The sequence below is a fragment of the Prochlorococcus sp. MIT 1300 genome (genome assembly GCF_034092375.1).
Taxonomy (GTDB): domain Bacteria; phylum Cyanobacteriota; class Cyanobacteriia; order PCC-6307; family Cyanobiaceae; genus MIT-1300.
Window position 1 is genome coordinate 513,033 of sequence record NZ_CP139302.1, and the last position, 21,394, is coordinate 534,426.

Here is a 21,394-nt window from a genome sequence, read left to right on the forward strand (position 1 = left end):
ATAGAACTTCAAATTATTTTTCCATGTTCCCTATTGGTTTTAGTTGATGAAATCAAATCTTGAAGTATAAGTATCTATAATTAAAAGGTGTATCAAGCTCTAATTAGTTCCAAAACTTCATTTGTATTAGCCGACAAATTATTTTGCGAGAGTCTTTCAATAGCACTCAACATACCCTTTTGCTGAGAAGAAGTATAATTTCTCCAACGACTAAATATTTTTGTAATTCGAGATGCTGTAATAGGGTTTATAGCGTCTATTTTTGCAATTTCTTCTGCCATAAATATATACCCACTTCCATCTAAAGCATGAAACAAAACTGGATTAGCAGCCAACCCACCAAGTACAGCTCGTACCGAATTTGGTGCAGTAGGGTCAAACCTAGGGTGTAAAAGTAATTGATTTACTCTCTGCAAACCCTCTTTCCAAGGAGTTGAAGCTTCAAAGGAAAACCATGTGTCCAAAATTACTGGCATTTTGTTCCATCTATCGTAAAAAGCTTGAAAAGCTAATTCCCTTTCATAGCTCTCTACCTGTTGTAGTGCACTAAGTGCAGCTTTTGATAAAGTCATCGAAGGTCCATTTACAGCTGTTAAGGCATCACTAAGAACATCTGGGTCTCCAATGCTTGCCAACCAATTCCAAGCCAAAGCAGTAATTTTTCTCTGTCCATTTCCATTAGGCCATGGATCAAAAAGATTAGGATAGCTCTTTTCTATTAGATTCTTTAGTTCTGCATGAAGATGCTTAGCTAATAACATTTTGAATGAATTTCTTGCATAAAATATTTTTAAAGGATCCACTTGATCCTGATCTCCCTCTAGCTCGGCCAAACCAGGCAATGCTAACAGAGTTGACAAGAGTAAAAAGTCCTTTTCATTAAAGGAGCAGATCAACGAATTAAAGGCTTCAAAAAGCTCCCATTCAAGGGATTGATTTATCTCAGAATTAGCTCTAGATAGGATAGCCATAGACTTTAACTTTTGGCCTGCATTCCACCTTGAGAAAGGGTCATCATCAAACTTTAAAAGATGAAAATAATCTGATGTTGTCATATTTGTTTCCCACTTTACCGGCGCCGAAAATCCTCTGAAAAGAGATACCCTAGGAATCGAAGAATCAGAAGGTATATTGTCAACAAATAACTCGTCTTCACAACTTTCTAGAATAAAAGTCCTTTCTTCACCAATTCTTCCATCATTACCTATTAATGCATAAACAACTGGGATTAATAGGGGTTCTCTAACATTTGAGGAAGGCGGAAAATCCAAATCTTGATGAAAAGTTATTTTTAATCTATGAGAGGTTGAATCCAATTCACTTTCTACTCTTACTTTTGGTGTTCCTGGTTGATAATACCAATGATTAAACTTTTCAAAATCTATTTCTTGATTAGAAGCTGAATCTTTCATAGACCTTACGAAATCCTCAGTTGTAACTGCCATTCCATCAAATCTCTCAAAATAAATCTTCATTCCTTTCATAAAGCCATCATGGCCGAGCAAGATATACATCATCCGAATCAACTCAGCACCTTTTTCATAAATCGTTGTTGTATAAAAATTATCTATTGATTGGTAACTATTAGGCTTTACAGGGTGAGAGGTTGGGCCGGAATCTTCTCTAAACTGAATGTTTCTGAGCAAAGATACATCTTGCAGTCTCTTAACAGCCTCTGAATGGAGATCAGATGTAAAGAATTGATCTCTAAAAACAGTTAATCCTTCTTTTAAAGAAAGCTGAAACCAATCTCTACAAGTAACTCGATTACCAGTCCAATTATGAAAATATTCATGGGCAATAACAGCCTCTATCTTTTCGAGTTCTTCGTCGGTAGCAATTTCTCCATCTGCTAAGATTAACTTTGAATTGAAAATATTTAGGCTCTTATTCTCCATCGCACCCATATTAAAATGCCTAACAGCAACAATATTATATTCGTCTAAGTCATATTCTAATCCAAAAACTTTTTCGTCCCAACTCATTGCCCTCTTTAAAGAGTCAAGTGCATGCCTAGTAAATAAAGCATCTCCATATTCAACATATATATTAAGAGCTACCCTCCTACCTGAAGCTGTAAAATAAGCATCTTCTACTTTTTCCAAATCTCCTGCTACTACAGCAAATAGATAGGATGGTTTTGGGAAGGGGTCAACCCAAATAGCCTGATGACGTTGCCCACCTTCCAATATCTTCATAGGAGCTACCTGATTCCCATTAGATAACAAAACAGGGAATCTATTTCGATCAGCCTCTATACAAACTTTATATTTACTAAGAACATCAGGACGGTCTGGATGAAAGATAATTCGTCTAAATCCCTCAGCCTCACATTGTGTGGTAATAATATTCCCACTTAGATACATGCCCTCCAATGTAGTATTAGAAAAAGGATCAATCTTCGAGACAATCTTTAGTTGGAAAGGAGCAATACTACGATGTTTAATGATTAGTTGCTCAACACCCATCTCATATCTATCACTAGGCAATTCTTCGTTATTTATACTTATACTTTCAAGTTCTAATCCAACCCCCTTCAAGACCAAAGGAGTCTCATCTAATGTACTTGGCTCTACATCAAGGCAGCTTAAAACCCGAACAAAAGTCTCTTGTATATCCAGCCAAATTTCAATAGATGGTATTTTGAATAAATAAGGCTTGTATTCTGAAAGTCTAGTTGAATTAGCTTTTGTCATGTAAGCAAGAAACTATTTGGGATTAAGGCCTTCAAAAGAGCTGAGGGACAACTGTCCTTTAAACACTAAAAATGGGTCAGTTAGCAACAGAGTGTTCCACAAGTTCTCACTTGGTCTTTCAGTAAATCGCAAAAACCAATAATGTGTGACTCTAAAGATGAGGCACACACCACGGTGGATGTGGTCGAAGCCAACAAGAAGCGTCAACAGCTGAAACTGTTGCTAGTGGCAGGTCGCCAACACCTCTCTAGAGGTGACTTGAGGGAACTTATAAAGTTCCTCGAAGGGCAAGATTGTGGATTTGATGTAACTCTAGAGATCTCTGACCCTGGCGAGCAACCTGAGTTACTTGAATTTCATCGGCTCATAGCTATTCCAGCATTAATAAAACTTTCACCAGCTCCTAAACAAGTCTTTGCTGGTAGCAGCATTTTCAAACAACTAAGGGACTGGCTCCCACGCTGGAAACAGGATGGCTTCGTGAAAGGGCTTGCCTTAAGCCTTAAACCTACGGAACTTGATGGCACTCGAACACCAAAAGAGTTGCGACTAGAAGATGAGCTACTAGTTCTTCGCCAAGAGAATGAAACCTTAATAGATCGAATAGGAACACAAGAAAGATTATTGAGAATGGTCGCTCACGAACTAAGGACCCCCTTATCAGCAGCAGTTTTAGCAGTACAAAGCCAACAGCTTGGACAAATTGACCTGAAACAATTTCAAGACGTCATCCAACGACGATTAGAGGAAATTGAGTTGCTATCTAAGGACCTTTTAGAGGTAGGCAGTACTCGCTGGGAGGCTCTTTTCAATCCACAACGTCTTGATCTAGCAAATGTTGCTGCCGAATCAATACTTGAACTAGAGAAGCTATGGCTCAAAAGGGGAATAATCATAAACACTGATATTCCTTCCGATCTGCCCGATGTTTTTGCTGACCAGAGAAGGATGAGGCAAGTTTTGCTAAACCTTATCGAAAACGCTCTCAAGTTCACAAATGAAGGTGGAAAAATTTCCTTAACAATCTTGCACCGAACAAACAATTGGGTTCAAGTGAGCGTATCTGACAGTGGTCCAGGAATTCCTATAAACGAACAACACAGGATCTTTTTAGACCAAGTAAGGCTTCCACAAACCTCTAAGAACGCCTCTGGGTTTGGGGTTGGGCTATCTGTATGCAGACGGATCGTAGAGGTACATGGAGGCCGAATATGGGTTGTATCAGAGCCTCAAGAGGGGGCCTGTTTCCACTTCACAGTTCCAGTTTGGCAAGGCCAAGAAGGTCAAAGAGCTGGAGACTCCTTGACGGAGGGAGAGGCTGAACCGTAGTTTTCGAATGTGATTATTATCATCATTGGATCTGATCACGGCCTCGCCCCCATCGTCTAGAGGCCTAGGACACCTCCCTTTCACGGAGGCGACAGGGGTTCGAATCCCCTTGGGGGTATTAGTATTTTTCAAACAAAAGCCATATAAAACCCTTGAATGAGGCTAAAAATTAGCTTGTTATTAAGCAGGAAATATTTTCCTTTGGGCTTATTTAGGGATTTCCCCAAGGCTAATAAACCTAAGGCTTTATCAAACTTCTCCTTGCAGCCTCTGCCTCAACTGCAAGGAGATTCGTCTTCAGATCTTCTCTAAGTCTTTGCTCAATTAGAGTTACAGGCATCCCTATGCACCCTTGCACAGTCAATTCATAAAAAAGTCGACTTCCCTTCCCTTCATTAGTTTCTTTTATTCTCCAAGCACCTTCAAACCTTCTAAAGTCTCCCTTAAGCAGACGAAAATTTAATGTACGTTCTTGGTAATACTCAATTAATTCAATCTGAACCTTGGCTGAGAATTTTAACCCCATTAATTGTTGGCAACCAACCTGTTTTAGGTGAACACAATTATCGACTTTACTAATCAAAATACTAGTAGAAAGATTGGGAATAAAATCACTTAAATGATCATAGTCAGTAAGTGCCGACCAAATGAAGTCGCTATGGGTTTGAGTTGATAACTGTGCTGCTAGACGACGAGTCCCATGTGGCAACCTTTCCATTGTTTGCTCAATGGTCTGGCCAATGAACCTGTTTGATTCGTGGAAGCCTGATATTGCTTTGCCAGATGGTCCTGGAATCGAAACCAAGTTCTTTGGCCCTCTATTTGGCCATGAAGAATACCAATATCTAAAGAATTGCAAGAAAATTTGTTCGGAATCCCAGTGATTTAGCTGTGCCAATCACTAAACGTGACCTATGCGCATCAAATTAATAACGAATTTCGCCAATGGATTGGTAATCTCGGCTTCGGTTTTGAGTTCTTGATGGCTTACTCGCAAGCAACAGTAGTAATTGGCGGGCTACTACATGTACCAATCATTATTGGGGTTTTTTGGCTCTTTCAGAGTTACGTAGCCAAAAGGTCTGGTTCAGGCTCAACAACTAATGCTCGTCCGTCTACAAGCGCTGCAAAAGTCACAGCTTCTGGCTCAACCCCTAAAGCTCCTACAAGCAAATCAACTCACGCAGCAGTACCCGTTAATACCTACAAACCCAAGGCACCATTCTTAGGGACCGTTCTCGAGAATTACAGTCTCCTGAAAGAAGGTGCTATTGGAAGGGTTAACCACATCACCTTTGACCTGGCAGGAGGAAATCCTCAACTCGAATACATAGAAGGTCAGAGTATTGGAATAATTCCTGCTGGAGAAGACGCAAAAGGGAAGCCCCACAAAATTCGTCTTTATTCAATTGCAAGCACTCGTCATGGCGACAACTATGCAGGAAATACAGTTTCACTATGTGTTCGTCAGCTGCAATACGAGAAAGATGGAACAACTATCGATGGTGTTTGTTCAACCTACCTTTGTGACATAAAGCCAGGTTCAAAAGTCAAAATCACCGGTCCTGTTGGGAAGGAAATGCTTCTTCCGGAAGATGAGGAAGCAAACATCATCATGCTTGCGACAGGAACTGGTATAGCTCCTATGAGGGCATACCTTCGAAGAATGTTTGAGCCCAAAGAACGAGAAAAAAATGGCTGGAACTTTCAGGGCAATGCCTGGTTATTCATGGGCGCCCCAAAAACTGCCAACCTTCTCTATGACTCTGATTTCGAGTGGTACAAAACCAACTTCCCTAACAACTTCCGTTATACAAAGGCAATAAGTAGGGAGCAGAAGAACTCAAAAGGCGGACGGATGTACATCCAAGACAGAGTTCTGGAGCATGCTGATGAAATCTTTGGAATGATTGAGAATCCAAAAACACACATTTATCTCTGCGGATTGAAGGGAATGGAACCAGGGATCGACGAGGCTATGACTACTGCTGCTGCTGCCAAAGGGATCAAATGGTCCGAACTAAGACCAACACTCAAAAAGGCTGGCAGATGGCATGTAGAGACGTACTAGAGCTGCTTTAAGAGGAATTAGGAATAAATCCCTTCTTGTTTTTTCAAGTTGACCTGAAAAGCACACCATCCTGTGAAAGGAGAGGCTCACAAACTTTAAAAAATAATCTTTTTGGTGATCCGACAACAAAAGATGGCGAGATTCTCCTAAGCCTCTTGAATTTGTTGGTGAAAGAAACCATCGGCAGAGGTAAGTTCCAATGAGCATGCCGATCACCAACCCTTTAAGGATTGGTCTTCGTCAAGAAAGAGTCATTCCTCCCCAATGCCTAGTGATATTTGGGGCAAGTGGCGATTTAACTCAAAGGAAGTTAGTTCCTGCACTTTTCGAACTTTTCAACCAAAGAAGGCTGCCAAGCGAGTTTGCATTACTTGGATGTGCAAGGCGACCGTGGACCGACAAAGAGTTTCGGGCTCGAATGAAGGCTGCTCTCGGTCCAATTGCTGATAAGGATCCAATTGCATTTGACCAATTCATTCAGAGCATTTTTTATGAACCAGTTGATCTACAAAAGCCTGAAACCATTGAAAAGCTAAAAATTCGGCTTGATGAGATTGATCGAATCCGAGCGACACATGGGAATAGAACCTATTACCTTTCAGTCTCTCCAAACTTTTATGGGAGCGGCTGCAGGGCCCTTTCCGCGGCAGGACTACTCAACGATCCAAAACGGAGCAGAATAGTAATTGAAAAGCCCTTTGGAAGAGATTATTCAAGCGCTCAATCATTAAATCGATTAGTACAAAATTGTGCTCAAGAAAGTCAGGTCTTTCGAATTGATCACTATCTAGGGAAGGAAACAGTACAAAATATTCTTGTAATGAGATTTGCAAACACAATCTTTGAACCAATTTGGAATCGAAACTATATCTCGAGTATTCAAATCACCGCAGCAGAAACAGTAGGAGTTGAAGACCGTGCAGGTTACTACGAAACTTCTGGTGCCTTACGAGACATGGTCCAAAACCATCTCACACAAATGCTTGCGATTACGGCAATGGAACCCCCTGGGCATTTTGATCCAGAGGCAATAAGAAATGAAAAGTCAAAAGTTCTACAAGCTGCACAACTTGCAAATGAATATGAACCATGGAAATGCTGTATTCGTGGACAATATGGACCTGGTGGTAATCAAAAACATCCCCTAACTGGATATAGAGAAGAATCTGGTGTTGACCCAAATAGCACAACAGAAACATATGTAGCCATGAAACTTTTCATAAATAACTGGAGATGGCAAGGAGTACCTTTTTACATAAGGACAGGAAAACGTCTCGCGAAACGACTTAGTGAAATTGTTCTAACTTTCAGAGATGCTCCAGTTCACTTGTTTGATTCAGCGGGGGGAAGTCCTACTTCGAATCAACTAATTCTTAGGATTCAGCCAAATGAAGGGGCAGAATTTCATTTTGAAGTCAAATCCCCCGGATCTGGCATGAGAAGCAGGCCTGTGGAAATGGAGTTTTCCTATGAAGACTCTTTCGGCGAGCCTTCTGACGAAGGTTATGTACGCCTTCTAGCAGATGCAATGCTCGGAGACCCTACCCTTTTCACACGTAGCGATGAAGTGGAAGCCGCTTGGAGGCTTTACACCCCAATTCTTCAACTAATTGAGAACAGTCCATGGCAATTACCCATCCATAGATATGAATCTCGAACATGGGGGCCAACGGCAGCCGATGATTTACTCGCAAAAGATGAGCTTCTTTGGAGAAGACCTTGAAACGGCATCGTTCAAAAAACTTCTATCATTTTAAAAAATGTCTCCCCAACTAACCCTCCAATCCCCTCTTGAACTTCCACCTGATGAGATTCCCAAATATTTAGATCAACTTTGGTCAAAAGATCACCTTGAAAATAATGGTGCAAATACTTTCTGCTTGCTCATTTGGCAACCCGCATGGCTAGAACAACATCTTGTAAGAACGGGCCTCATCCCAGGGCCAATAATTGGTACAAATCGCCAAGACCTCATAGAGGCGTCCCGCAAAGTGATTTTGGAAAGAGAGTTGCCTCATAGCACCGCAGCTCTAGACATAAAAGTCAATGCAGAGCTAGAAAGTCTTGAAGATATAAACAAGCCTGAAGACCTGCGTGGTCAGCATATTGATTCAGCAATCAGCGCTCTAGAGCCCAGGCGCCTAATTACGCTTGCCCCAACCCTTCAAAAAAGTGAGGGTTTAAAAAGTCTTGTAGCTGCTTATTGCCCTCTACCAGAAGAAACAAATACCAAAACAGCATGTGGCGATGTTGTAGTTCTGCGAGGACATCAAACCTCGCTAAAAAAAGGATTGGGGATTCTGCAACCACTTTTGCCTGATGACTTGCCATCATGGGTTTGGTGGAATGGCAGTTTGGATGAATCACCTGATCTTCTGAAAGATCTAGCCCTACCGCATAGAAGAATAATTATTGATACTGCATTAGGAAATCCTTTGAATTGTATGCGATTCCTAAAACAACGGATTGAAGAAGGCCAAGCCATAAATGATCTGAATTGGTTGCGCTTAAGAACTTGGAGAGAAACTTTGGCAATGGTTTTTGATCCACCAGATAAACGAAATGCCCTAAATAATATTGTTCAGATTGATATTGATATTGAAGGTGATAACTATGTGCAAGGCGTCTTATTTGCAGCCTGGATGGCTGATCGACTTAATTGGCAACTGAAAAATTGTCAAAGAGAAGTAGGCATAGAAATAATCTCAGCTGAGTTCACACGTCCTGATGGAAACCCAGTGACTATAAAAATAATTCCATTGCCCATAGGTAAACCAAGTATTCATCCTGGACAAGTTGTTGGCATAAGAATGATCTGTAATCCAAATCTAAATCCAAGCAAAAAGATGTGCGTAATACTTGCATCCCAGTCTGGAGAATGCATGAGACTTGAGTCTGGCGGCATGGCAAATATGGAACTTCTTGAAGAAGTTGTGCCGATCCCGATCACAGCTGTAGAGGCTGATGTAGCTAGACTACTAAGAACTAGTAGAGGATCCACAAGTCCCCTGCTTTCGAGTGCCGCACCTATTGGAGCTGAGTTAATTAACTTGGCTTTAGCTAATAAATGATTTTCTAAATTAACGATTTCATGGCGTGCGTAATAGCGGCACCATCAAGTGGTAGCGGTAAAACTATGGTTAGCCTTGCCTTATCTGCATGGGCCAAAACTAAAGGTATAAATATTCAGACTTTTAAAGTAGGTCCTGATTATCTAGACCCTCAACAATTAACTGCCACCTCTGGGAGACCCTGTAGAAATTTAGACCTTCAACTAAGTGGTCCTGAATGGGTGAGAAAAAGTTTTCGTGCATTTGGAGGGGCTGCTGAGCTTACCCTCATTGAAGGCGTGATGGGTTTATTTGATGGCATTGGCTCAACTCAAAAAGCAAGCACCGCAGATCTAGCTAAATCATTAAATTTACCAATTGTACTAGTAATAGATTCGCGTGGGCAAGCCGCATCAATAGCTGCACTGGTAAAGGGTTTCTTTGAACATGATCCAAAATTAGAATTTGCGGGAGTAATCCTAAATAAAATCAATAGTCAAAGGCACAAACAATTACTAGAAGAAGTACTTAGACCCATTCAAGTAAAAGTATTAGGTTGTTTACCAGAAGACCAAAGCTTACGAATTCCCAGTGGAAACCTTGGTTTATCACCAGCCCATGAAGAGCAAGATTTTAAATCAAAAATACAGTCCTGGGCAATATTCGCAGAATCATATTTGAACATGACTGAATTCAAAAGATTACTTCAGTCGCCTAAACCTTATAAGAATCCAATTCCAGAACTATTTATAAATGAGAATCAAATAACACCTTTAAGGCCACTATCAATAGCTGTTGCACAAGATGAGGCATTTCACTTCCGTTATCCAGAAACAAGAGAATGCCTTGAAGCCCTAGGAATAGAATCTATTCCATGGAAAATCTTGGCCGATGAGTTGATTCCTAAAGGTGTCCATGGAATACTAATTCCTGGAGGTTTTCCTGAAGAACATGCTGCCAGAATAAGTCAATCTTTAAATAGCTTATCCCATTTAAAGAAATCATTTGGCAAAATACCAATTTATGCTGAATGTGGAGGAATGTTGCTGCTTGGAGAAAGCATTACTGACCAAAATGGAATTGACCATCCAATGGCAAATCTACTCCCGTTTAAAGCAAAAAAAGGAAGGCTAAAAGTAGGCTATAGAAATATCTATGTAAGCACCAACGGCCTTATTACAAGATCAGGAGATTGTCTAATTGGTCATGAATACCATCGTTGGGAACTAACTAATAAAGCCTCTAAAGATAAAAATAGCTCCAAGCAATTATTACTCCCAGAAACAAAGATTTTAGCGCCCGCCTGGGAGGTTCAAGGCTGGAAAGTACCTAGACGAAAAGAAGGTTGGTCAAACAAAAATCTCCATGCAAGTTGGATACACCTACATTGGGCAAGTTGTCCTAAAATTCCTATTAGATGGCGAAGTTCTTTAGAGAAGAGTGTCTAAAGAACCATATTTATAAAAGCTGCTCTTCCCATGAATTATTTCTAGCTGAATCTTGATAAGTACCCCATAGCCAAACAGATTTCCTGGCTCTACTTACTGCCACATATAAAAGCTGCTTTCTTAAGGTAAGATCTTTTGGCCAGAAAACATCTGAAGCAACAAATACATTATCAAAACTACTCCCTTGACTTCTATGAACTGTTAAAACAGCTGCAGGTCCTAATGAGGCGAAAGCATCCCTAACTTGAAAGAATTGACGCCAAAATACTCTGCCTTCACTTTTCCCTACTTCTTTAGCCTGATTTTTCAACCTATTAAGAGTCGCATCAAGAATTGCCCTCCCCTCAGTGCCTATCGAAGGTAAAAGGCGAAGTGACAATTCCAGCTCACCAGAACGGACTTCCAATTGCAAAGTATCAATACATGGTGGAGTCCAATTATCATGAAGAGCAAGTCCGATTTCCGCTAAGTTAAATTTCTCTGGGGTTACATCTAAAACAACCATCTCACGATTAGATCCAAGAACCATGTCTGGTGCTTCACCAACCTCTCCTTCTTCACGTGAGGCACCAGCCATAACTGCTTTTCGAGTAATTAACACTTCTCCTGGCAAAACAGGTAATTGATCTGCCATCTCCCCATGAATTGCTCTACGTGCAATTGGCACTAATCCTTCTAAACAGCGATTGGTGTAGCAAAGAATTCTTGCTTCATCTGGGTTATCATTTTTCGCTGAAAGACTTAAAGCTTCTTGGGCTTTTTTCAACCAGTTGTTCTTTTCCAAAGAGCCAACAACACCATCTAAATTATTAACAACAACCTCGCTTGGTGGTGATGTGCATGCAAAACTTCCATCTCGGACAGCGCTTGCCAATTTCAATACGGGTCCTGCATGTCGAACTACTTTTTTTAACTCAAAAGTAATTGCCCTTCGCATTGAAAAGATTGGGCTTGCATCTTCGTCAACAGGAGGCAACTGCGCCGGATCTCCCACAAAAACAAGTCTCGTGGAAAATGGTTGTGCACACTCAAGAGCTATCTCTAACAAGGTGCTATCAATCATGGAAGCTTCATCAACAAGAACTAATTGCAGGTTCTCCAGAGAATTAGGTGTTAAATCAGTCTTTTCACAAACTTCCAAATCACCCTTGCGTTTAAGCTTTAGGCGAAGGAGTCTATGGATCGTTGAAGGATGCCAAGTTGGCCAAAGATTTTCAGACACAAGAGATTGCCGCAAAACGCCAACTGCTTTATGAGTTGGAGCTGCTACGGTCCAACAAAGTCCAGAATCTTCAACCATTTGAAGAAACCTTGTTGAAAGAAAGGTCTTCCCACTTCCTGCAAATCCACTAAGTACAAAAGGGATACTGCTATTAGTGTCTTCAAGCCATTTACTAAATAAAACTAGCGCCTGCTGCTGATCAAAGGTCAGTTCTAACGGAACAGAATTAATTGATTTAACCTTCACTCTTAAGACAAGCCTATCGACCTGAGAAGATCAAGTGGTGTTCCTATGAAAAGCATTCCAGGGAAAACCACTGCTGGACCTACCAAACTCCCTACAAAAACTTCTAAACGGGAGTGGCCAAGATTTTCTTTAAGTTGACTTTCAGCAAACTCTTTATTTATTTCTGAAGATATTAAATTTACCCGCGCTGCAGTCACGCCAGCAGCTCGCCTGATCCCGCTTGCGTCATACATAACAACAAAAGCAACTGTAGAGGCAATAGCAAAAGCAGGATGACTAAAACCAAGTTCTAATCCCACACCTGCAGCAGTTCCTGTAACAAGTGCTGAGTGACTCGAAGGCATTCCACCAGTCTCCAATAAAACCTGTGGCCGCCAACGTTGATATTTAACTATTTCAAAAACTAACTTCAATAATTGTGCAATACCACATGCGGCTAGAGCCCAGGCTAAAACTCCATTGTCCAAGATTTCCAAAATTGAACTGTCGTTTAAGGTCATCTATCTCGATTTGTAATGTAGTCAGCGAGAGCCAATAAAGGAGAGGCAGATTGCTCCCATGGCTTAAGAACATCCTTGGCCTTAGAAACAAGTTCATCAGCTCTTCGGCGAGATTCTTCAAGCCCAAGGAGTTTCGGATAAGTCGTTTTATCGGCAAGAAGATCCTTGCCGGCTGTTTTGCCTAAGACCTCACTACTAGCAGTTACATCAAGGATGTCATCAATTATTTGAAATGCTAGGCCTATACCTTTTGCATAAGTCCTCAAGGCTTTAAGCAGTTCTTCATCAGCTCCACCTATAAGAGCCCCGCTAATAACACATGCCTTTAAAAGAGCACCTGTTTTATGCAAATGAATAAATTCCAAAGTTTCAAGATCAACCTCTTTTCCTTCACTCTCAATATCTACTACTTGCCCTCCAACCAAACCTGGAGCTCCTGCGACCAAGGATAATTCTCCTACAACCTTTAAAAGCCTTTCAGCGGGAACTCCTTGAGTGCGAAGAGAAACCATCTCAAAAGCTCTAGTGAGCAGAGCATCCCCAGCAAGTATCGCAAGAGCATCCCCATAAACCTTGTGATTTGTTGGGCGCCCCCTTCGCAAATCATCATTGTCCATGGCCGGCAAATCATCATGAATCAAGGACATTGTGTGAATCATCTCTACAGCAACAGCTGTAGAGATGGCCTTTTCAGGGTCCCCTCCGGCAAGTTCACATGCAGCTAAACAAAGAATTGGCCTAAGCCTCTTTCCTCCAGCAAGCAACGAATATCGCATTGACTCTCTGAGCTGCTCTGGCCTTTCAGGTCCAAGAGATTGATCTAATGCACTTTCAACGCGAGCCTTGGCTTTTGCCAAGTAGGCGGAGAAGTCGAATGAACTGCTGACCACTGCCACCATGAAAATTTCCTGTTTGGCGGGATTCTCTCAGGCTAAAAGACTTAAGGAACTAAATCGCTCAATGAGAAGGACAAACCGCAATGGTCTTGCCACCTCATAACGGTGTTAACAAGCAACATAGTAACTGTCATAGGTCCTACTCCACCAGGAACAGGAGTAATAGCACTAGCAACTTTGGATACCTCTTCAAATCGAACATCTCCACAGAGACTTGCCTTGTTTTTGCCCCCAGTAGTTGATTCTCCAGCAAGACGATGAATCCCAACATCCACAACTGTTGCACCAGATTTCACATACTCAGAACCAATCAACAAAGGTTGTCCTGCGGCAACTATCAATAAATCAGCTTGTTTGGTCAATTTAACCAAATCCCTAGTTTTGGAATGAGCAACTGTCACGGTCGCATTTGCAGCCTGCAGCATTAGAGCCATAGGCTGGCCAACCAAGATGCTTCTGCCTACTACTACTGCTCTTTGACCAGCCAAAGGTATTTGATTGTGAGCAAGTAAAGCCATTACACCTGCAGGGGTACAAGAACGTGGGCCTGGTTCACCTTTAAGTAATTTCCCCAAGTTGAGCGCATGAAGGCCATCAGCATCCTTTTCAGGATCAATTTCTGCCAACAAAGCACTTTCTTGAATACCTTTAGGCAAAGGTAACTGCAGCAAAATCCCATCAACCCTCTCATCAGCATTTAATTGATGGATCTTTTTCACTAAATCTTCTTGAGATGAATCCGGCGGAAGATGACTAACAAAGCTACTAATGCCAATTCGCTTACAGGCCTTCGCCTTGTTCGAAACATAAACAGCACTGGCAGGGTCATCTCCAATTCTCAGCACGGCCAAACCAGGAGGCCTTCTAACATGTTCAAGACCAACTGAAATTCTGGAATAAAGCCTTTTCTCGATTTTCTCGGCTAGTTTCTTTCCATCAAGCCTTAGGGGCATGAGCAAACTTTTTCGCTACTTCCAGCATGCCTCGAGAAGAGCATTAGCGTGAGCCCCATTTGCGAACTGCTTTGAAAAATATCCTCAATCCAAAAAAACTCTGGCGTATTTGGCTTCGTAACGAGTCTCCGAGGAGAGAAGTACTCGACTGGTCGCAGCCAAGCAAAATAGGCTTGATCACAATTTGTATTGTTGTCAGCTTAGTAACAGCTTGGAAACCTGATTTAGCCATTGGGACATATGCCCCATTCGACTTAATTGCGACCAAAGACGTAAGTGTTATAAATACAAAAGCCATAGAAGAAGAGATTTTAAAAGAAGAAAAGATAACTTTCATGCAAGTAATAAACAAACAAGAGTCTAGAAAGATGAAAGAATCGCTAAAAAATAAACTAAAAGATTTAGAAAAGTCGTATAAACGAAAAGAAATCAACTCCTTTTCTAGCCTAGAGATAAGTGAAGAAGAAAAGCTATGGCTTGAGAGGCTAACTACTGCTCAATTTAAGGAATGGACAAGCCTTATAAATGTTGCAGCTAATCGTATGTTAAGCCAAGGGCTTGCACATATGACTAATAATCAGCTTCTAGAAGCTACATCAATTCAACTTAGCCAGCCAAATCGGCCTGATCTCCCTGGGACGACATTAGGAAGCAAGCTACTTACAACGAACTTTAGTGGTAAAAGCAACCTAAATGTAGACCAGCAAGGCAGTAAAGTTCTTAGAAAGCAAAAAATATCCCAGAAAAATACTCCTAGAATTCATGTAAAAAAAGACGATATCATAACCAAGAAAGGAAGAAAGATAACCCCTCTAGATTTTGCCAAGCTAAGAGAGTTAGAGCTGGTAAGCCAGAGACAAAGCATCTTTACCTTCTCAAGAGATTTCTTTGAAGCCATTGCAAGTTGTGGAGTACTAATGTTAATCATGAGAAGAGAGAAACCATCTCTACAAGCAAGACATGCATTGCTTTCTATATTTCTGCTATTAATAGCGCAAATAATAACAAAATCATGGTCAGGTGCTTCAATTAGTCCAGTATTAATAATAATTCCACCCACTTTACTTCTATCTCAGGCATTCGGTTCAACATCAGCTTTCGCTTGGATCGCTATATCTAATATTCTATGGCAAGCACCTATAGAAGCTATAGGCGAAAGAAGAATGATTGTGGCCTTCGCTGCTTCTGCTGTGGTTGCGTTGCTAGGAGGAAGAATCAGAAGCCGAGCACAACTTCTCCAAATGGCTGTTTTACTTCCATTCGGGTCATTACTGTGTGAATGGGTCTTACTTGGAGGCCAAGTTCAAGAACCACGTATTAATGAAGCATTGGCACTTGGCGGAGTTCTTTTACTAACTATTCTTCTTATTCCAATTCTAGAGAGTGCTTTTGGCCTAATCACAAAAGCAAGGTTACTGGAGCTTGCCGATCAAGAACGTCCTCTTCTTAGGAAGCTTTCTTCGGAGGCACCTGGCACTTTTGAGCACACCTTAATGATTTGTGGACTAGCAGAAGAAGGAGCAAGAACAATAGGAGCAGATGTCGACCTAATAAGAACAGGGGCTTTATATCATGATGTTGGGAAACTACATGCACCGCAATGGTTCATAGAAAATCAGACTGATGGAACAAACCCTCATGAAGACTTAAATGATCCACATTCAAGTGCTGCAGTTTTACAAGCTCATGTTGATGAAGGCCTCAAACTTGCCAGAAAGAATAGGCTTCCAAAACCCATTTCGGACTTCATTCCAGAGCATCAGGGAACATTGAAAATGGGATATTTCCTTCACCAAGCCAGACAAATCAATCCCGAGGTTCAAGAAAGAGATTTCCGTTACAAAGGGCCTATCCCAAGATCAAGAGAGACTGCAATTTTAATGCTCGCAGACGGATGTGAAGCAGCTCTAAGATGCCTAGGTCCCGAAAAGTCGGACTTAGAAGCTTCTCAAACCGTTCGCAGAATTATTGAATCCCGCCAACTTGATGGTCAATTAAAGGCCAGCAGCCTAAGCAGATCTGAAGTTGAGTTAGTTACACGAGCCTTTGTACGTGTTTGGAGAAGAATGAGGCATAGACGGATACCTTACCCGATTCCACTAAGAAGTAGATACCAAGATTAAAGTTAATAAATATTAAATTTTAATATGGAATTACTCCAAAAAAAACAATACGACGTCTAAACCTAAAGTTTTCGTTGAGAGTCAAAGTCTAAGCCCCTTTCTATGAATCGGACGACACCAATAAATCAATGCCAGAATATTTAGTGCAGAAATAACAAGACATAGAACTCCTAAGTAATAAGGGTCGCCCTGAGGACTAAAAGACTTACCTAGAACCACTAAACGAACAATTCCGTAGGGCAAAGTCCCCGAGATCACCATAGCTAGCGAAACCATCGCCAAGATTACTCCCCATATCCTTTCAGCCAAAAGGCCGGCCGAGGCAACTATTCCAACTATTGCAGCTGGCCATGCAAGGCTAAATGCGAGACTCAAGTTGACTGCCTGCCATGGAGGGCCAGAAAAAGCCACAAGGCCTATAAATGGCAAAACAGCCACATTGGCGAGCAAGCCAATCCAAGTCATCAACCAATACCCTCTTACCTTTGCTCCCATCTTTTGAATGAATCTCCTACCAAGTTACGCAAACATTTATCTAAGGTAGCGAATACTAAATTAAAAGTTTCTTTTTTATAGGCCCTAAAAAGCTGATAATCAAATTAACCAACGAAAACAACATTTAATTATCAGCTTACTAAAGATATGTTTTAACTTTGGGTACCTTTTCATGAAAAGATTGCCTTCTGTCATTTCTTGTATTTATCTTTAGGGTGGTATAAATACGAGGGACTTCAAGGTCATGCAAAGCAAGATGACAGTCCTTAATGCAATCGAAGACTTCTTCCCAATAACCTTCTATAGCGGTTCCATTAGGACCTAACTCATAGTCAAGGCCCTTGCCTTCTATAACCTTCTGACATGTCCCAATGAATGGAGCAAGTGATACTCCTACTCCAAGAGGTACAACACACAAATCGACACTTACCCACAGACCTTTAAGCTCAGGTTCTTTTTTCATTGATCGGGGTTGCTACTAAGGGTTTAAACAATTAATGGGATATTCCACTGTTCGCCAAGATCCACAAGCAGTGTTGACTTCAATGCCAATACCTTTATTTCTAATTGAACAATTCAGACCTTGGCCGACACACCAGTTATCGGCGGCATTTATGGCCGCCTCTATAGATTCATAAGGGGCATCAAGAACAGGATGCGGAGTCCCATCAAGTCCAACCAACCTATAGAGCTTTCGATTTAGCCCCATAAATATCCAATTCTCGAAATCCCAATATATGTTCTTTGGGAAGTAGTGAAAGGCAAAAAATAAAAAAAATTATCTGAGCATTCCTACCTAAAAAACCAAGTCAGGTTAAAAGTTTCCAGAACACATTAGGAATTCAAATCAAAATCACAGAGTTGGTCGATTTTCAGTTAAGACAACATCTCTTTGAGGATGCAGTTGCTGACTTGCCTTTCCTGCAACCAAACGATTAAGCGCATTTACAAAAGCTTGTGCAGCAGCTACTACGACATCTGTATCTGCGGAGTGTCCTGAATAGAGCTTGCCTTCTCTTCTCAGTCGAATAGTCACCTCACCCATTGCATCAATTCCTTCAGTAACTGACTTAACAGCAAATTCGACCAACTCATTCGGTTCTTCAGCAAGTGAATTAAGAGCTTGGCAAACCGCATCTACTGGTCCTGTGCCTAATGCCACTGAAGTCTCCTCATGACCATCCTGATCAGCAAGAGTTACTGTTGCTGTTGGCTTGAGACTATTTCCACAAGTTACTTGAACTAAGCGCAATTGAAAACGCGCTTCCGGCTGTTGGACCTGTTCACTAACTATTGCCTCAAGGTCACGGTCAGTTATATCTCTTTTTCGATCAGCTAGCTCCTTAAATCTTGTAAATGCTTCGTTAAGGTCTTCCCTGTTTAAATCATAACCAAGCTCCTCAAGTCTTGCTCTTACAGCGCTTCGACCACTCAACTTACCTAATGATATTCTGTTGTCACTTAATCCAACAGTGCGTGCATCAACAATCTCGTATGTCAAAGGATTCTTTAAAACACCATCCTGATGAATTCCTGACTCATGAGCAAAAGCATTTGCACCAACAATTGCTTTATTTGGCTGAACAACCATCCCGGTAAGATTTGAGACTAATCTTGATGTCTTTGTTATTTCTTCTGTTCTAACAGCCGTAAGAGGAGTAGGACTTCCTGAAGGACGAGAAAAGAATGGATTAAAGTATTGACGCCTGACATGAAGAGCCATTACTAATTCCTCTAATGATGCATTACCTGCTCTTTCTCCAATACCATTAACAGTGCATTCTAGTTGTCTTGCTCCATTCTTTACAGCTTCAAGAAAATTAGCGACTGCCAAACCTAAATCATTATGCCCATGAACAGAAATAATTGCCTCATTTATGTTGGGAACATTTTCATTAATTCCTTTAATCAATGATCCAAACTCCGATGGAGTCGCATAACCAACAGTATCTGGGATATTAATTGTAGTTGCTCCTGCAGAAATAGCTGATTCAATGACCTCATAAAGGAATTCATGATCACTTCTACCCGCATCTTCACATGAAAATTCCACGTCCTCAACTAAAGAGCGTGCATAACTAACCATCTCAGGAACTATAGCTAAAACATCATCTCTAGATTTTCTAAGTTTGTGCTCTAAGTGAATATCACTCGTAGCAATAAATGTATGAATTCTTTTTCTTTGAGCAGGAGCAATTGCCTCAGCGCAAGCCTTAATATCATTATGTGATGCTCTAGCTAAACCACAAATAATTGGCCCCTCAGTTGCTCCTACTTGTTCAGCTATTCGTTTGACAGCAGCAAAATCGCCTTGGGAAGCGAAGGGGAAACCCGCTTCAATAACATCGACCCCTAGCCTGGCTAATTGCTGAGCAATCGCCAACTTTTCCTCAAGATTTAGACTCGCACCTGGAGACTGCTCACCATCTCTAAGGGTGGTATCAAAAATCAAAACTCGACCAGGATCTTTAGACATATCCACTCAAGCCACAAAGGAAGCAGAAATAACTACTAATTTTAAATACTAATTCAACATTCAACACTTAACAAAAATTTCAACCCTTGAAACCCTTGATTGACCAAGTCCATTCTCTGCCAAAGAGTTTTCCATACAAAGCTGATTTGTCCTAGGTGGGCTATATCTACGATTTTTTTAAACGATCTTTGCTAGGGCACCCCAATCCAAAACACCTCGAAGGGCTTTGACAATTGGATACACCTGAACAAGAAACGGGAATGAAGAGTTTGATATAACGAAAGGGGGTATAAATTTGATCAACCGGCACTTATAAGTTGACCAAAGGCGAACTCGCCCTTGTACTGCATGCCCACCTTCCCTATGTGCGGTCAGCAGAACATAGTTCTTTAGAAGAGGACTGGTTCTACCAGGCTCTTATGGAGTGCTATCTCCCCCTATTAGAAATACTGGAAGCAGCTGAACGTGACCCAAAACAAAACCCTAAAGTCACAATCGGGCTCTCCCCTACGCTCCTATCGCTTCTCAATGACAAAGATCTAAAGAGACGTTTCCCAAAATGGCTTTCTATTCGCCTCGAATTACTAAAAAGTGCACCCAATGAACACAAAAATGCCGCCGAACACTTAACTAAGAGAATAGAACTCCAATTAGATCATTGGCAAAAAGGCCAAGACGACCTAATCCATCGCTTTGCAAACCTGCAAAATTTAGGAGTATTAGACCTTCTTACATGTGCAGCCACCCATGGATATCTCCCCCTCTTAAGAGAGAACCCTGAAGCTATTCGAGGCCAATTAAACACCGCTGTTCGAGAACATGAACGTCTAATTGGGGTGCCCCCAATAGGGATATGGCTTCCTGAGTGTGCCTATTACGAAGGCCTTGACGTATTAATCCTTGAAGCTGGACTTAAATATGCAGTTCTTGATGCCCATGGAATCCTCCATGGGAACCCTCGACCTAAATACGGAATCTATGCACCAATTTGCACCAAAAATAGAGTTGCTTTCTTTGGTAGAGATAGCGACTCAACACTTCCAGTTTGGTCAGCTAAGGATGGCTATCCAGGTAATCCATACTATAGAGAATTCCATCGAGACCTCGGATGGGACCTTCCTATAAAAGATTTAGAAGGCTTAGGTCTTAATGAACCTAGGCCCCTTGGACTAAAACTTCATCGTGTAACTGATCCAAGGACAGCTCTACAAAATAAAAAGCCCTACGAACCAGAGTTGGCCAATAAACTTGTCAGAAAGCATGCAAAACATTATCTAAAGGGGAGGAAACTTCAACTTGAAAGCTTAGCCAGTACAACAGGCATTATCCCATCTGTAGTAGCCCCATTTGACGCTGAACTCTTTGGGCATTGGTGGTATGAAGGGCCAGCTTTTTTATCTGAATTATTTTCACAGTCAGAGGAGCACCAAGTAACTTTTACAAGACTCAGAGACTTACTTAGTAATACACCAAACCTCCAAGTTTGTGATCCCTCTCCTTCAAGTTGGGGGCAGGGTGGCTATCATGATTATTGGCTAAACGAAAGCAATGCTTGGGTTGTAACTGAATGGAGCAAAGCTGGGCTAGCAATGCAAAGAAATATAGAAAATCTAGGTCACGAAAAATCTAAATCACGTCTATTTAAGCAAGCTGCAAGAGAACTTTTACTAGCTCAATCCTCCGACTGGAGTTTTATTTTAAGAGCAGGTACTACCACATCACTCGCAAAAGAACGTATTCATCGTCATCTTGAAAGGTTCTGGAGGTTAATTGAAATTATAGAGGGGCATAAAACATTCTCAGAAGAATATTTAGGGCAACTAGAAAAAGAAGATAATATATTTCCAATGATACAAATTAAAGATTGGTCTCCTCTTAAGGTCTAGGAG

17 protein-coding genes and 1 tRNA gene are annotated in these 21,394 nt (G+C 41.2%); 8 read left to right on the top strand and 10 right to left on the bottom strand.

The window, feature by feature from the left end; genetic code table 11:
• Positions 1 to 92: 92 nt before the first annotated feature.
• Complete coding sequence (gene pepN / locus SOI83_RS02740; protein WP_320677093.1) at positions 93 to 2,696, bottom strand: aminopeptidase N; 2,604 nt, start codon at positions 2,694 to 2,696, stop codon at positions 93 to 95.
• A gap of 174 nt (positions 2,697 to 2,870) precedes the next feature.
• Between pepN and SOI83_RS02745 the strand changes: the two genes are divergently transcribed.
• Both SOI83_RS02745 and SOI83_RS02750 read left to right on the top strand, forming a co-directional pair.
• Entirely contained in the window at positions 2,871 to 4,025 is a 1,155-nt protein-coding gene (locus SOI83_RS02745) for a histidine kinase (protein WP_320677603.1), read from the top strand.
• Between the two features lie 45 nt (positions 4,026 to 4,070).
• Positions 4,071 to 4,143, top strand: a tRNA-Glu gene (locus tag SOI83_RS02750).
• Positions 4,144 to 4,263: 120 nt separating this feature from the next.
• Here SOI83_RS02750 and SOI83_RS02755 read toward each other — a convergent pair.
• Positions 4,264 to 4,743 carry an SRPBCC family protein gene (locus tag SOI83_RS02755; protein WP_320677605.1) on the bottom strand — a complete coding sequence of 160 codons (480 nt, stop codon included), beginning with the start codon at positions 4,741 to 4,743 and terminating at the stop codon, positions 4,264 to 4,266.
• 264 nt (positions 4,744 to 5,007) lie between these two features.
• Here SOI83_RS02755 and SOI83_RS02760 point away from each other — a divergent pair, with 264 nt between their 5' ends.
• From SOI83_RS02760 to SOI83_RS02775, 4 genes are all read left to right on the top strand, one after another.
• Positions 5,008 to 6,096 carry an FAD-binding oxidoreductase gene (locus SOI83_RS02760; RefSeq protein WP_320677094.1) on the top strand — a complete coding sequence of 363 codons (1,089 nt, stop codon included), beginning with the start codon at positions 5,008 to 5,010 and terminating at the stop codon, positions 6,094 to 6,096.
• Between the two features lie 199 nt (positions 6,097 to 6,295).
• Positions 6,296 to 7,819, top strand: a complete 1,524-nt coding sequence (zwf, locus tag SOI83_RS02765) for a glucose-6-phosphate dehydrogenase (RefSeq protein ID WP_320677096.1) — start codon at positions 6,296 to 6,298, stop codon at positions 7,817 to 7,819.
• A gap of 37 nt (positions 7,820 to 7,856) precedes the next feature.
• Complete coding sequence (locus tag SOI83_RS02770) at positions 7,857 to 9,167, top strand: glucose-6-phosphate dehydrogenase assembly protein OpcA (RefSeq protein WP_320677097.1); 1,311 nt, start codon at positions 7,857 to 7,859, stop codon at positions 9,165 to 9,167.
• Positions 9,168 to 9,187: 20 nt separating this feature from the next.
• Positions 9,188 to 10,594, top strand: a complete 1,407-nt coding sequence (locus SOI83_RS02775) for a cobyrinate a,c-diamide synthase (protein ID WP_320677098.1) — start codon at positions 9,188 to 9,190, stop codon at positions 10,592 to 10,594.
• A 10-nt stretch (positions 10,595 to 10,604) separates the two neighbouring features.
• On the opposite strand, the gene SOI83_RS02780 is transcribed toward SOI83_RS02775, so the two are convergent.
• From SOI83_RS02780 to folD, 4 genes are read right to left on the bottom strand one after another with little or no spacing between them, the layout of a single operon-like run.
• Positions 10,605 to 12,062, bottom strand: coding sequence for an ATP-dependent DNA helicase (locus SOI83_RS02780; protein ID WP_320677099.1), 1,458 nt, complete (start codon positions 12,060 to 12,062; stop codon positions 10,605 to 10,607).
• 2 nt (positions 12,063 to 12,064) lie between these two features.
• Positions 12,065 to 12,562 (bottom strand): divergent PAP2 family protein, encoded by a 498-nt coding sequence (locus SOI83_RS02785; protein WP_320677101.1) that lies wholly within the window; start codon positions 12,560 to 12,562, stop codon positions 12,065 to 12,067.
• Complete coding sequence (gene crtE / locus SOI83_RS02790; RefSeq protein ID WP_320677102.1) at positions 12,559 to 13,461, bottom strand: geranylgeranyl diphosphate synthase CrtE; 903 nt, start codon at positions 13,459 to 13,461, stop codon at positions 12,559 to 12,561. Before crtE ends, SOI83_RS02785 begins: the two co-directional genes overlap by 4 nt.
• 41 nt (positions 13,462 to 13,502) lie before the next feature.
• Positions 13,503 to 14,411: a bifunctional methylenetetrahydrofolate dehydrogenase/methenyltetrahydrofolate cyclohydrolase FolD gene (gene folD / locus SOI83_RS02795; protein ID WP_320677103.1), complete on the bottom strand. Its 909-nt coding sequence runs from the start codon at positions 14,409 to 14,411 to the stop codon at positions 13,503 to 13,505.
• Between the two features lie 59 nt (positions 14,412 to 14,470).
• Here folD and SOI83_RS02800 point away from each other — a divergent pair, with 59 nt between their 5' ends.
• A complete protein-coding gene (locus SOI83_RS02800) occupies positions 14,471 to 16,534 on the top strand; it encodes an HDIG domain-containing metalloprotein (protein WP_320677104.1) in 2,064 nt (687 codons plus the stop codon).
• Positions 16,535 to 16,615: 81 nt separating this feature from the next.
• Here SOI83_RS02800 and SOI83_RS02805 read toward each other — a convergent pair whose 3' ends face one another.
• From SOI83_RS02805 to SOI83_RS02820, 4 genes are all read right to left on the bottom strand, one after another.
• Positions 16,616 to 17,029: a hypothetical protein gene (locus SOI83_RS02805; RefSeq protein WP_320677105.1), complete on the bottom strand. Its 414-nt coding sequence runs from the start codon at positions 17,027 to 17,029 to the stop codon at positions 16,616 to 16,618.
• A 139-nt stretch (positions 17,030 to 17,168) separates the two neighbouring features.
• Complete coding sequence (locus SOI83_RS02810; RefSeq protein ID WP_320677606.1) at positions 17,169 to 17,465, bottom strand: MTH1187 family thiamine-binding protein; 297 nt, start codon at positions 17,463 to 17,465, stop codon at positions 17,169 to 17,171.
• Positions 17,466 to 17,507: 42 nt separating this feature from the next.
• Entirely contained in the window at positions 17,508 to 17,738 is a 231-nt protein-coding gene (locus SOI83_RS02815; RefSeq protein WP_320677106.1) for a hypothetical protein, read from the bottom strand.
• 144 nt (positions 17,739 to 17,882) lie between these two features.
• Positions 17,883 to 19,505 (bottom strand): 2-isopropylmalate synthase, encoded by a 1,623-nt coding sequence (locus SOI83_RS02820; RefSeq protein WP_320677107.1) that lies wholly within the window; start codon positions 19,503 to 19,505, stop codon positions 17,883 to 17,885.
• 317 nt (positions 19,506 to 19,822) lie between these two features.
• Here SOI83_RS02820 and SOI83_RS02825 point away from each other — a divergent pair, with 317 nt between their 5' ends.
• A complete protein-coding gene (locus SOI83_RS02825) occupies positions 19,823 to 21,391 on the top strand; it encodes a glycoside hydrolase family 57 protein (RefSeq protein ID WP_320677108.1) in 1,569 nt (522 codons plus the stop codon).
• Positions 21,392 to 21,394: the final 3 nt, after the last annotated feature.